The 13,189-nt window shown below is 42.9% G+C and carries 11 protein-coding genes and 1 pseudogene; 5 read left to right on the forward strand and 7 right to left on the reverse strand.

Annotated features, from left to right (window positions below; genetic code table 11):
* Positions 1–430: 430 nt before the first annotated feature.
* Both smpB and F0364_RS11525 read left to right on the forward strand, forming a co-directional pair.
* On the forward strand, positions 431–871 hold the full coding sequence (smpB, locus tag F0364_RS11520; protein ID WP_153797932.1) for an SsrA-binding protein: 441 nt from the start codon (positions 431–433) through the stop codon (positions 869–871).
* Between the two features lie 76 nt (positions 872–947).
* Entirely contained in the window at positions 948–1,889 is a 942-nt protein-coding gene (locus tag F0364_RS11525) for a hypothetical protein (RefSeq protein WP_153797933.1), read from the forward strand.
* A 161-nt stretch (positions 1,890–2,050) separates the two neighbouring features.
* Here the strand turns inward: F0364_RS11525 and F0364_RS11530 are convergent, their stop codons facing one another.
* The 7 genes and pseudogenes from F0364_RS11530 to F0364_RS11560 all read right to left on the reverse strand — a co-directional run bounded on the left by F0364_RS11530 (position 2,051) and on the right by F0364_RS11560 (position 10,780).
* On the reverse strand, positions 2,051–2,860 hold the full coding sequence (locus tag F0364_RS11530; protein WP_153797934.1) for an OmpA family protein: 810 nt from the start codon (positions 2,858–2,860) through the stop codon (positions 2,051–2,053).
* 193 nt (positions 2,861–3,053) lie between these two features.
* The gene (locus F0364_RS11535; RefSeq protein ID WP_153797935.1) at positions 3,054–5,567 is read right to left on the reverse strand and encodes a DNA gyrase/topoisomerase IV subunit A; all 2,514 of its coding nucleotides are present in this window, start codon (positions 5,565–5,567) and stop codon (positions 3,054–3,056) included.
* 45 nt (positions 5,568–5,612) lie between these two features.
* Positions 5,613–7,259, reverse strand: a complete 1,647-nt coding sequence (locus F0364_RS11540) for an ArnT family glycosyltransferase (protein WP_153797936.1) — start codon at positions 7,257–7,259, stop codon at positions 5,613–5,615.
* 156 nt (positions 7,260–7,415) lie between these two features.
* Entirely contained in the window at positions 7,416–8,261 is an 846-nt protein-coding gene (locus tag F0364_RS11545) for a DUF1835 domain-containing protein (protein WP_153797937.1), read from the reverse strand.
* 17 nt (positions 8,262–8,278) lie between these two features.
* Positions 8,279–8,554 (reverse strand): annotated as a pseudogene (locus F0364_RS29435) (PIN domain-containing protein); the annotation flags it as partial.
* Between the two features lie 63 nt (positions 8,555–8,617).
* Positions 8,618–8,851: a hypothetical protein gene (locus F0364_RS11555; RefSeq protein WP_153797938.1), complete on the reverse strand. Its 234-nt coding sequence runs from the start codon at positions 8,849–8,851 to the stop codon at positions 8,618–8,620.
* Positions 8,852–8,869: 18 nt separating this feature from the next.
* Positions 8,870–10,780, reverse strand: coding sequence for a DNA topoisomerase IV subunit B (locus F0364_RS11560; RefSeq protein ID WP_153797939.1), 1,911 nt, complete (start codon positions 10,778–10,780; stop codon positions 8,870–8,872).
* 357 nt (positions 10,781–11,137) lie between these two features.
* On the opposite strand from F0364_RS11560, the gene F0364_RS11565 reads away from it, so the two are divergent.
* The 3 genes from F0364_RS11565 (at position 11,138) to F0364_RS11575 (ending at position 13,189) form a co-directional block, all read left to right on the forward strand.
* Entirely contained in the window at positions 11,138–11,812 is a 675-nt protein-coding gene (locus tag F0364_RS11565) for a GNAT family N-acetyltransferase (RefSeq protein ID WP_207632622.1), read from the forward strand.
* A gap of 22 nt (positions 11,813–11,834) precedes the next feature.
* On the forward strand, positions 11,835–12,272 hold the full coding sequence (locus F0364_RS11570) for a DUF4258 domain-containing protein (protein ID WP_207632623.1): 438 nt from the start codon (positions 11,835–11,837) through the stop codon (positions 12,270–12,272).
* A 134-nt stretch (positions 12,273–12,406) separates the two neighbouring features.
* The gene (locus F0364_RS11575; protein WP_153797942.1) at positions 12,407–13,189 is read left to right on the forward strand and encodes an alpha/beta hydrolase; all 783 of its coding nucleotides are present in this window, start codon (positions 12,407–12,409) and stop codon (positions 13,187–13,189) included.

Consider the following 13,189-nt stretch of genomic DNA (forward strand, 5'->3'; position numbering starts at 1 on the left):
CTCAATCGTTTTAGCAATGCATGCCTTAAATAAAATTACCTGTTCATCTATTTTATTTTACTTACTGTTTACTACTTGATACCCGTGGGGAATGTTTTGATATGAAGGTTAAGCATCAGGGGCTAAAAGTACAACTTTTGCATATAGAACAATAAATAAATAACAGATTTACTTTTGACCCACAGCTTTGTATTTTTGCAGGCTTTCCACAGCATGCATTATTGATAACACATGAGTTGATAAGCTGTATAACTATATGACGAATGCTGAAGGATGTGAGATGTGTTGTGGCGTAAAGAGATGCAGTACAAGAGTGCGACGCAAGTAAAGCCCAATAGCAGTACCGGACCCCTGGCTCCAAAAAAAAAATGTTGCACTAAAGGCCAGTGATACACGCTTAAGGGACTATTGATTAAATGACTATTACATTATGGCTAAAGAAATGAATAACAGGCAGGCCTGGTTTAATTATCACATAGAAGATAAATATGTGGCGGGCATTGTATTGATGGGTACAGAAGTAAAATCTATACGCGAAGGCAAGCTTAGCTTTAATGACGCATTTTGCCTTTTTGACAAAGGCGAGCTTTGGGTACGTGGCCTGTACATTGCTGAATATGCTTTGGGCACAGCCAACAACCATATTGCCGTGCACGACAGGAAGCTGCTGCTTGGCAAAAGGGAACTGAAAAAATTACAAACAGCACTTAAAGAAAAGGGCCTTACCATCATACCACTGCGGGTGTTTTTTAATGAAAAAAGCCTGGTAAAAATTGAGATTGGCCTTGCTAAAGGCAAAAAACTGCACGACAAACGGGAAACCATAAAACAACGAGACACTGAAAAAGAAATTAAGCGTTACCTGAAATAATTATGTGAACAAATCGTTGTTAATTATAACATGACTATAGCACGATAGTTGATATTTTTACGCAAATCCAGCAGGAATGAAGTTTTACCGGTTTTTTGTACTTACTACTCTGTTATTTTTTGCAAGCACAAGCATCTTCTCACAAAGCGTTACAGGAAAATGGTATGGCATTGGCAACATAGCCATTGCAGGCGCCACCAACTCTTACCTGTGCGAATTTTTAATTACGCAAAAAGGCAACCGCGTAACAGGAGAGTTCAACTATTTCTTCAGAAACGGCTACTTCAGCAGCAAAATAACAGGCAGTTTCGATAATGGCTCCCGCATGCTGAAAATAAAAACCATCCCCATTTTATACCACGGAAATAAAGACATAGCTATTGGTGTTGATTGCCTGATGGAAGGTGAATTTATATTGCGCATTTCTAAAGTAGAAACTATTTTATTAGGTAACTTTTCAGCCCCCGGCCTGCATAAGTTTACCTGCGCACCGCTGAACATTAAGTTTAACAAACTTAAAAAAGACGAACCCACACTTAAGGAAAGAATTGCAGCCAAACCTTTGGAACTGGAGGAAGATCCTGTTGTTGAAAAAGACACTGTACAAATTACAGAACCAGTTAAACCTAAACCAGAAACAGTTACTGAAAAAGAAGTGATAAGAAGGCGTGTAGATGTGGTGAAAGAACTTGAAGTAACAGATGATTCCGTTCGCCTTGATTTATATGATAACGCTGAATATGACCATGACTCCATCAGCCTTTTCTACAACAATAAACTTAAGATTTATAAAGAAGAGCTAAATACCCGCAAGCCTATTAGTTTTTATGTACAGGTTGACTCCATTGCCGAAAACAACAAAGTGGTAATCTTTGCGGAGAACCTGGGCGAATTGCCACCCAATGCGGCACTGATGATAGTAACAGATTCCGAACACCGTTACGAAGTAAACATAAACAGTGACTATCTTAAAAACGGTGCGGTATTGTTGCGCAAGAAAAAGAAAAGCCGGAAATAACATTCCGGCTTTAAGAACTTATTATTGAAACAAGAGCTACTGCCCTACCCTATTGATCTTTCTTTAGATACCAGCAACAGTTTTTCATGGCATCTTCGTTGCGTCGCAATCACTTCATCGTTCGGTTCGTTGGGCAACTTTTATGCGGGTATTAAACCCTCTTAAGAGCCAAGCAGTTTGTACAACTCATCCAGCTTGGGCGAAAGAATAATTTCTGTTCTCCTGTTTTTTGCACGGCCTTCAGGAGTTGAGTTAGACTCCACTGGGTCAAACTGGCTATGGCCTGATGCGATAATCCTTTCAGGATCTACCTGGTAAGTGGTTACCAATATCCTTACTATGGAGGTAGCCCTGGCAGTACTTAATGCCCAGTTATCTTCGTAACGGCCGCGAATGGGAATAGAATCCGTATGGCCTTCAATGTTTACAGAAATATCCGGGTTAATATTCAATACTTCAGCCAGCTTGCTTAAAGCTTCCTTACCCTTTGGGTTAACCACCGCGCTACCGGAAGGGAACAGCAGGTTTTCACTTAAGCTTACATATACTTTACCGTTCTTTTGTGTAACAGTTAATTCGTTAGAACTGAAACCGCTTAAAGCGTCGGCCATTTTCTTTCTTATCTCTTCTGATTTTACTTTCTGCTGATCAAGCAAGGCTTGCAATTGTTCCAGCTTTTTTTGCTGCTCCTTTAAAGCCTGCTGGCTGCTGTTAAGCCTGTTCTGCAACTGTGCCTGTGTAGTAGATGCTTCTTCTGAAAGTTTGGCGTTGGCAGATGTTAAGTCTTTAACCTTCTGCTCAAGCTGGGCTACATTACCCTCCAGGCCGGTTATTTTATTGGCCAGCATAGCGCTGTCGTTTTTAAGGTAACGCAACGCAATCTGTGAATCAAGATATTTTTTCTTTGATACACAACTTGCCAGCAACAGGGTACCTGCGATGAATAACAAAGCAGAATTTCGCTTTTTCATGTATGGTTTTTTAATAGAATTGAAAAAATAATGCCAGAAAAAGTAAAAATGCAGGGGCATTTAAGTCATAAAGTCATTAGGTCAAAAGTTTTAGTTCACAAATATTAATGTACCATAACCTAATGACTCTATGACTTTCTTGACTTTCTGACTATTTTGACTTTCTGACTTACCTGACTCACCTGACTTTTCTTTAAAACAACTCCGGCGCCTTGTTCTCATCAGCCTTTTTCTCCCAGGACATTTCAATGCTTTTGCTGAAATCCATCAACTTTGCCCCTACAGCTTTCCAGCCCATCACTTCTACCATGCGTGCAATTTTAAATTTAGCGCCCCTCACCTGCTGGCCGCGGCCTGTTTGTACAGCAAGCACAGGCTCTTCTTCTGTAGTTACAGCTTCCAGCTTATTGTTCTTACCTTCCTTGATGAACAGGAATTTATTGTTAAGCGTGGTTGTTTCTATCTTAAAACGCTTTACGTTGTACTGCTGTTTATCGCTATCAAGGTATACCGCGGAAATTATCTTTTCAGGAACAAACTTCTCAATCAATACAATCTTGTCCGTTTCAAAACGCTGGGTAAGTTCCGTATTGGTTATTTCGTAGGCCCCATCCACGTAAAAAACAACTATGTTCTCATCTCCTTCAAAACTTCCGAGGAATGTTCCTTTTTCTTCAGAATTAAGGCGGCCAAATTTATCATCAAACCAAAGCTTCCTGCCTGCCAGGGTTGACCTGCCTTTCTCCTTCAGCTTTACAGAGCGTATAGGATATTTGGTAACCTGGTTACCCATACTGCTGCGGCCTTTAATATCCAGTTCTTCAAAAGCGAAATCAAATTCTTTGTTGCGGGCAGAGCTGCCTGGTGTTAATAATACTTTTACCACTTCGGCTTCGCCGTTAGGGTTTGCGGTAAAATAATGCACTTTGCTTTTGTCGCTACCCTTGGTTAAATCGTAATCCTTATCGCGGGTAATACCGGTAACATTAAAGCGTTTGGCATAACTGGTGCCGCTGTCTCCGTCCAGGTAAATCATATTGTAGGTAGTACGCTCGTCATTCTTGTTAAATACCGCGGCATGGATAATATCTTTTCCGATAAACACTTTATCCGCCACACGCACCACTTTCATTATTCCACGCTTGGTAAAAACAATAATATCATCCAGGTCTGAGCATTCAGCCAGGAATTCATCTTTCTTAAGGCTGGTACCCACAAAACCTTCTGCCCTGTTGATATACAATTTGGTATTGGCAATGGCAACCTGCTTGGCCTGTATGGTGTCAAATAATTTAATCTCGGTTTTTCGTTCCCTGCCTTTTCCATATTTTTTCAACAGGTTTTCAAAATAGCTAACCGCGTAATCCGTAAGGTGTTCAAGGTCGTAATTCACCTGCTTTATGTCAGCTTCAATGCCTTTAATCTGCTCATTCAGTTCGTCAATATCAAGTTTGTAAATGCGTCTTACCGGCTTTTCTGTAAGCTTAAGGATGTCTTCCCGGGTTACTTCCCTTTTCAGCTTCTTTTTGAACGGGTCAAAAGCCTTGTCAATTGCTTCAATTACTTTATCCCAGGTTTCATGGCGTTTCTCCAGTTCCTTGTATATTTTCTCTTCAAAGAAGATTTTTTCCAGCGAGGTATAGTGCCATTTATCTTCAAGTTCGCCGAGCTTTATCTCCAGCTCTTTCTTCAATATGTCCTTGGTATGGTCGGCCGATATGCGCAGCAGCTCATGCACACTGATGAACCGGGGCTTCTTATCCACTATCACACAGGCATTGGGAGAAATGCTCACCTCGCAATCCGTAAAGGCATACAGTGCATCAATGGTAATATCAGGAGAGATGCCTGGCGCCAGCTCCACCATTACTTCAACATTCTTCGCCGTGGCGTCTGTTACTTTCTTGATTTTTATCTTTCCCTGGTCATTTGCCTTTACTATTGATTCCATCAGGGATGAAGTGGTTACCCCGTAAGGAACACTTTTAATAACCACGGTTTTCTTATCCTGCTCTTCAATTACCGCACGTACCCGCACTTTGCCGCCACGCTTACCTTCGTTGTAGTTGGTTACGTCAATCATGCCGCCGGTTTGAAAATCGGGGTATAAATCAAACTTTCTGCCGCGGAGGTATTTAATGGAGGCTTCGCAAAGCTCACAAAAGTTATGAGGCAATATTTTGGTAGAAAGTCCCACGGCTATACCATCGGCACCCTGCGCCAGCACCAGGGGAAACTTCATGGGCAAGGCGATGGGCTCCTGCTTGCGGCCATCGTAACTAACCTGCCAGTCTGTTGTTTTGGCATTAAAAGCAACTTCCAGCGCAAATTTTGAAAGACGTGCCTCAATATAACGCGGTGCGGCGGCATCATCACCTGTTCTTACATCGCCCCAGTTGCCCTGTGTTTCAATCAGTAAATCTTTCTGGCCCATATTCACCAGCGCTTCGCCAATACTGGCATCGCCATGCGGATGATACTGCATACTCTGCCCTATAATATTGGCCACTTTGTTAAAGCGGCCATCATCCATCTCCTTCATGGCATGCAGTATGCGCCTTTGAACGGGCTTAAGGCCATCTTCCACGGCAGGTACCGCACGTTCCAGTATTACATAAGACGCGTAATCCAGGAACCAGTTCTTGTACTGGCCCTGTACGCCCAACTCGTTAGAAAGGTCTAATTCTTTAGAAATATCTTTTGACATAGTTAAACTACTCTTCCGGCATTTTATATGCCCGGCACTTTATGTTCAATAATAACGGCCTGTTGCAAATTGCTGCAAACCGGCCAGCAAGGCAATATTTTTAACCTCGTACAAGGCACTGCCATTATGTTGCATTTTTATAACAAACCCATCCTTAAATTCCTTGCTGCCCATCAGTGAATCAAAAGAGTTTTTGAACCCCTGATTGTAACCGCCATTCAATAACAGGTAGTTTGCTGTTGCATTACCTGTTTCACCAGTTCCAGTTCCGTTGCGCAAACACCTGAACAGCACATTCTTCTTATTAAAACCCAGGAAGTAGTTGCCCATATCCGCTGTTTGAGGTTCGCCGGTATAAACAACAGCCGGCTGCACAGTATTGTAAAAACTTGTTTGAACAATCTTCTTTTGGTCAAAATAAAATGAATATTGCGGTTTCACAAAATCGTACAGGTAATTGCCCAGCATGATGGATACCCAACCGGCAAAAGCTAATACAGGCCACATGCGCTTTACCAGTAATCTTGCTGTGAATAAAGCAGCCAGTGCAAGATAGATATGCCTGGTATTGCCAACAGGCAGAAACCATATTATAACTGCGGCCAATAAGAAAAACATGGGCAACAAGGGATAACGTTGCGGGCTATTAAAAAATGCGACCAGCATGTACCCGCCACAAATAACAGCAAACGGTATAAGAAACATAAAATGCCTGGGATCAGGCGGCAATGGGGCATAACCGGTAAATGAAAAACTCATTACATCCGCCAATACAAGCAGGATAATAAAAGCGGTAGCAATAGCGTGGTGCTTTGTCTCTGCCCATAATGATTTCCTGTAAATAAAAGCCGCTATTGCCGGTATAAGGTACTGCATATCGCCATTTAACAGCAGGGCTTTCCACAAATCATACAGCACCCGTTTAACAACTCCTGCCGGGCTTAACACACCTGTACCGTCCGAGTAAGCCAGGTTGGTTTGCACAAGCAGGTGATACCTGTACAACCAATCGTTATACACAACCCGGAAGTACAACATATAAAGGAACAACCCTGCAACAAAAAAAGCAATGGCAAATTTCCAAAAGCTGATATTACGTTTGTGATATACGTCTGTAATAAACAGGTAAACCCACAGCGGCAGGGTGATGATAATGGTTTCTTTGGTAAGCATGGCCAGCGATAGTGACATACTAAACCCTGCGGCATCTACCAAAGGCTGATAGCCGCCAAACCTTTGTCGGTAATAAAACAGCCATGCAAAAAAAACAAATAAGGCTATACCGGCATCCGGCAACAGCCTGTGTGAATAAAAGATGACTGTATAGTTGAGAAAAAACAGTGCCAGCACCGCTAACTGCACAACAGCTTTTTCTTTTTTCAGAAAGTACTGTATGCCAACCGCTGTTACAATAAAACAGGCAAACGAAAACAGCGCCGAACTTACAGCAGTAACACCAACGAGTTTATAGAAAACAGCGGTTGCCAATATGGCAACCCAGCGAAAGCTAAAGTGGTCGTTTATCGTACCCGCCGCATAGCCGCCGTTAAACATGCCTGCGGCAAGACTTGCATATTTAACATCGTCATTTCCATAAAAGCCGCAGAAGTTTACCATAAGGTGAATAAACAGCAGTCCGGTAAATAACGGCAACAAGATAACCGGAGACTTATTTGCAAACAGTTTATTCATGGATGAATTGAAAACTAAAACTCCTTAGCTAATGAAAAGATGAATGGCCCGGTTTTGATGCCATATATTCTTAAGTACAAGAGTGCGACGCAAGGGACGATACCCAAAGCGTCAATTGCCGGGCCCATAAAACTTGTCCTGAAAATGCGCAGCATTTTACTGCACGGCTTCTGCGTGTTCCGCTACCGCAACGCGTGCAAGTTTTACGGAAATTTCTTTCCAGCCTTTTGCCCAGTCGCCCTGCACTTCCAGTTTTCCATCCTGCTGCATCTGGCGTATGCGCCAAACAAGGAACACATCCCCGGTCGCTATCTTCATTTTTGAGAATGCATTTTGCAGCACTTTGCCCAACTTCTGAAAATCTCCGCTTATGGCGCCCAACAATGCCTTATCATAAAAATCGGCGCTGCAGCCTGCTATTTTTTTGCCGCCTTCCAGCGTACGTATTAACGCATTTTCATTACATAAACGTTTCCATTCATCAGGGTCAACCTCAAACTCGCTAAGGGTTATTACCCTGGCCAACCGCTTGGCTTTCAGAAACTCTTTTGGCTGTATTTGGTGTAAATCAGTGGGATAAAAAATGCTGCCCTTTTCGTTGATGAAGGGCAGGTTGTTCAGGTACAATACATGAATACGGCCCTGGTATTGTTTTAACTGGCTCATCAGCCAGTAGTAACCGCACACATCATGTTGGTTTTGGCCCATCCATATCCACAAATGCAGGTCTGCTTCCTCATCAAGCTTTTTCAAAAGGTTATGAACGGTAAGCTTATCGTCAACAATATCTATTTGCTCCGTATAAGGAGAAAACTCCAGCAACCCCTTCCACCAGTCGCGGCGCTGCTGGTACCCTTCCGCTTGATAAATATTAACGATGGGGCCCACGGCAAAATCATCTTTTATCTGCCATACCTCGCCATTCATGCTTCCTTTTTCATCCAGTTCTATGGCTTTCTGCAACACAGCAATATCAGCTTCCTGGAAAACAATATGCAACATGCCAATCTTATTTTTTATTATTCTGGTATATTTTGCTCATTTAGTAATTCGATACCCTCTTGAAGGCACGGAATAATGAAATCCTCATCGTGCGATGCCGGCCTTTCGATACCCAGTATTTTGCACGTAGCTAAAATAATGGCATCGTTAGGCAGGAGGTTATATTTCGCCATCAGTGCAGGCACTAAAGGAACAATATTTTTACCCGGCTCCACAAATAAGAATTCATCTAAAGTATTTGTAATAAAGTACGGCTGTAAAGCAACACTTATTTTTTCAGCACCAACGAGATTTGTATAAAATTCAACCTTCCGGTTTGCAGAGGTTCTATCAGCACAGAACTATCTATAAAAATTTTACTGATCATAAACATCGTGCTTATCGAAATTGGTAGTTTTATCCGCAGCAGACCCTATAATACTTAACAATCTTTTTGTTTTTTCTTTTGAAGGATTACCTTGGGTGGCAATCCTGTTTTGTTCATCCAATGACAAAATAATCACCTCCAGGTTGCGGCCGTCAAACTCTTCAGGTACATGTACTGTAAGCACACCCCCTTTTGATTTTCCCGTTAATTTAAACGCCTCCATAAAACTATTTTTTCAAATTTACGATTTTACCGCCTGGTTCTCTTCCACCAAATCCAGCTCTACCCGCAGGTTATTAATAATAAATTCCTGCCGCTCCTGGGTGTTTTTACCCATAAAATATTCCAGCAGGTGTTGAATATGGTCGCCCTGCTCCAATATTACCGGCTGCAGCTTAATACCGTCTTCGGTTATGAAACGTTCAAACTCGCCAGGCGATATTTCGCCCAGCCCTTTAAACCTGGTTATCTCCGGTTTGCCACCCAGCTTTTTAATGGCGGCCTGCTTTTCCGCTTCATCAAAACAATAAATAGTTTCCTGTTTATTGCGTACCCTGAACAATGGCGTTTCCAAAATAAACACATGGCCACGTTTAACAAGGTCTGGAAAAAACTGCAGGAAGAACGTCATTAACAATAAGCGTATGTGCATGCCATCCACATCAGCGTCTGTAGCTATTACAACACGGTTATAACGCAGGCCTTCCAGCCCGTCCTCAATATTTAACGCATGCTGCAACAGGTTAAACTCCTCGTTTTCGTACACAATTTTTTTGGTAAGGCTATAGCAGTTAAGCGGCTTGCCACGAAGGCTAAACACGGCCTGCGTATCTACATTGCGGGCCTTGGTGATTGAGCCGCTGGCGCTATCGCCTTCTGTTATAAAAATGGTGCTGTTGTTTTGAAGGGCTACAAATTCTTCTTTGTTTTTTGCAGGTGGCTCATCATTCAGGTGCACCCGGCAATCGCGCAGTTTTTTATTGTGCAGGTTGGCTTTTTTGGCCCTTTCATTGGCCAGTTTTTTAATACCTGCCAGTTCTTTGCGTTCACGTTCGCTTTGCTCAATCCGCTTCTTCAGCGCATCTGCAATGGCAGTGTTCCTGTGCAGGTAGTTATCCAGCTCTTTACTTAAAAACTCCAGCACAAAATTCTTCATGCTGGGGCCTTCCTCATATACATTGAGAGAACCCAGCTTTGTTTTGGTCTGGCTTTCAAAAACCGGCTCCTGCACACGTACAGATACCGCTGCACAAATGCTGCCGCGTATATCGGCGGCTTCGTAATCTTTCTTATAAAAATCTCTTACCACTTTTACAAAAGCTTCCCTGAAAGCCTGCTGGTGCGTACCGCCCTGCGTGGTGTACTGGCCGTTTACAAAAGAATAAATATCCTCGCCATAATCGTTGTTATGCGTAAGGGCAACTTCAATATCTTCTCCTTTCAAGTGAATGATGGGATAGCGTATTTCATCCTCGTTGGTTTTGCGCTGCAGCAAATCGAGCAAACCATTTTTGCTTACATACCTTTTGTTGTTAAAGTTAATTACCAGGCCAGCGTTAAGGTAGCAGTAGTTCCACAACTGGCTATCCAGGTATTCATGTATGTAATGAAAATTTTTAAACACCGTATCATCCGGCACAAACGTTACCATGGTGCCGTTCTGCTCATCTGTTGCGGCCTCCTTATGCTCTTTTACCAGGTTGCCTTTTTCAAATTCGGCCACTTTGGTTCTGCCATCGCGTATGCTTTGCACTTTAAAATAATGGCTTAGGGCATTTACGGCTTTAGTACCTACACCATTTAAACCAACACTTTTTTGAAAGGCCTTGCTGTCGTATTTGGCGCCGGTATTAATCTTGCTTACCACATCTACCACTTTACCCAGCGGTATGCCACGGCCATAATCGCGTATAGTAACTGTTTTATCCCTGATGGTAATATCCACATGTTTGCCGTAGCCCATGGTATGCTCATCAATACAGTTGTCAATCACCTCTTTTATCAGAACATAAATGCCATCGTCGGGTGATGAACCATCGCCGAGTTTACCAATGTACATGCCCGGCCTCAGGCGTATATGCTCCTTCCAGTCAAGGCTTTTAATGCTGTCCTCCGTGTAATCAAACAAATTCTTTTCTTTTACTTCAGCCATAGGATAAATTCAATTTTTTCTTTTTTTGGGGACGGGCTTAGGAAGCTTTGGTCATCGCCTGTTGTGTCACTCACTTGTACTCTATAACTTTACTGAGCAACAAAACCAGCATCCCGCAGCATTGCAGGCAAATTTTGCAATACTGCTCATCGATTCGGCCCCGGTGGTGTTTACGTACAGTTTTTATCTATGGTTACCCGATAGCCCGCCGCACTAACCCGCAAAAATAGGCGTTCAATGCTGCCCTTCGTCCAATCTTTTATAAACAAAACAGGCATAATTGTGGAAAACGATTCTACCATCGTTTTTACTGAGGCAGTCTACCATCGCTTGGGTCTGCTGCATAAATGCCTTATAATGAATCCAGCATATCCGGAAGCTGCGATATTACAGAAGGGCTGCATAACAGTGCGGCCTGCCCTATACATCCTGCAGGAATTGTTCAATAACATGCTTATCTTTTACTTTGCAGCCATGTTAATCGCAACGGTAGTTACCACAACAGAAGAGCTTAAACAAATACATCGGCTCAACAGTATTAACCTCAAGCAAAATGTTACGGATGCGGAGAAAAAAGCGCAGGGCTTTGTAACCTGGCTGTATTCTATGGAACTTCTGCAGCAAATGCATCAACTGCAGGCCAGCATTATTGTGAAAGATGGAGACAAGGTAGCTGGCTACGCCCTGGTTACACCACGGGAAGCCGGGCCTTTTCACCATGATTTGCAGACAATGATGGATAACCTGGCTACCCTTAGCTATAACGGCAGGCCGCTGAATGACTATAGCTGGTATGTAATGGGCCAGGTTTGTATTGACAAAGCTTACCGTGGCATGGGCGTGTTCGATATGCTGTACCGGCATCACCAAAAACTCTATGCCTCCAAATACAATCTGCTGATAACCGAAATATCCACCAGTAACCGGCGCTCCATTAAAGCCCATAAACGTGTAGGCTTCAGGGAACTGCATGTGTATAAAGACCTGCTGGACGAATGGAGTGTGGTGGTTTGGGACTGGAATAAAAGTTAATATTGCAACGCAACCATTGCTTATGAACTTTAAAAAAGCGTTCCCTTACATAGTGCTGTTACTACTGGCCATCGCCGTTGTAGCTATTAAAAGGTGTAACCAGCCCGATACACAGGATACCACTACGCCTAAGCCCAAGAAAAAAGAAACCGCTGATAACAACTATCAGCAGCGTGGCCTTAACCGCAATCCATCTCACATCAATTATTCCAAACATGCCCGCTGCCGCATGGGTTGCCGCCACATTGACGAAAAAGAAGTGATGGAAATACTTAAAGACGGCAAAATAAACTACCGCAAAAGTGAACTGGACGGCGCTGAATGCCGCAAGAAATATGCTGTAGAAGGTTACAGTCACGATAATCAGCACCTCCGCATCATATTCGCCCCCTGTAACGATGAGGTTACCGTGGTAACCTGCATTGACCTTGAAAATGAATTTGACTGCGATTGTAATTGATACGGGACAAGACACCCACACCGTACATCGCACATCTAACATCTTACACAAAAAAAGTACTGTACTTGCTTTAAATCCCACATCCTGCATTTGAATAATTGTTGTTACCTTAAACAACGAATCCCTTTGGCAACATGACAATTGTTTACCTGCTGGCCGGCTATGCGGCATTGCTTATTATCACTTACATTATACAGGAGCGGCTTATTTTTAAGCCCGAAAAACTGCCGCAGGATTTCCAGTATAAATTCGATGTTCCTTTTGAAGAACTGTTTTACGATGTGGAGCCGGGCGTACGCATTAATGCCCTGCATTTTTTTTGCAAAGAAGCCAAGGGCCTTATTCTTTATTTTCATGGCAATACCCGCAGTATCAAGGGGTGGGCTAAATATGCTAAAGACTTTTACCGGTACCAGTATGAAGTGCTGTTAGTTGACTACCGTGGCTTTGGCAAAAGCACCGGCAAACGCAGCGAAAAAGAAATGCTTAACGATATGCAGTTTGTGTATGACAAGCTGAAGGAAAAACATGCCGAAAACCATTTGCTGGTGTACGGCCGCAGCATCGGCAGCGGCTTTGCTGCAAAAGTAGCTTCGGAAAACAATCCGCGGTATTTAATACTGGATGCGCCCTACTACAGCTTTTTAAAAGTGGCGGAACGCTTTTTGCCCATACTGCCACACCGCTGGGTATTGCGCTATCACCTTAGAACCGATAAATGGATAAAAAAGGTAAACTGTCATACCTACATTATTCACGGCACCAAAGACTGGCTGATACCCATACGCCACAGCGAAGCGCTGCAGAAAATAAGCCCGCATAAAATAACGCTGATACGCATACATGGCGGGGGCCATAATAATTTACCGGCCTTTCCTGAATACCATAATTTTTTAAGGGATATATTGCTGTATTAA

This window comes from Foetidibacter luteolus, from assembly GCF_009650435.1.
Classification (GTDB): domain Bacteria; phylum Bacteroidota; class Bacteroidia; order Chitinophagales; family Chitinophagaceae; genus Foetidibacter; species Foetidibacter luteolus.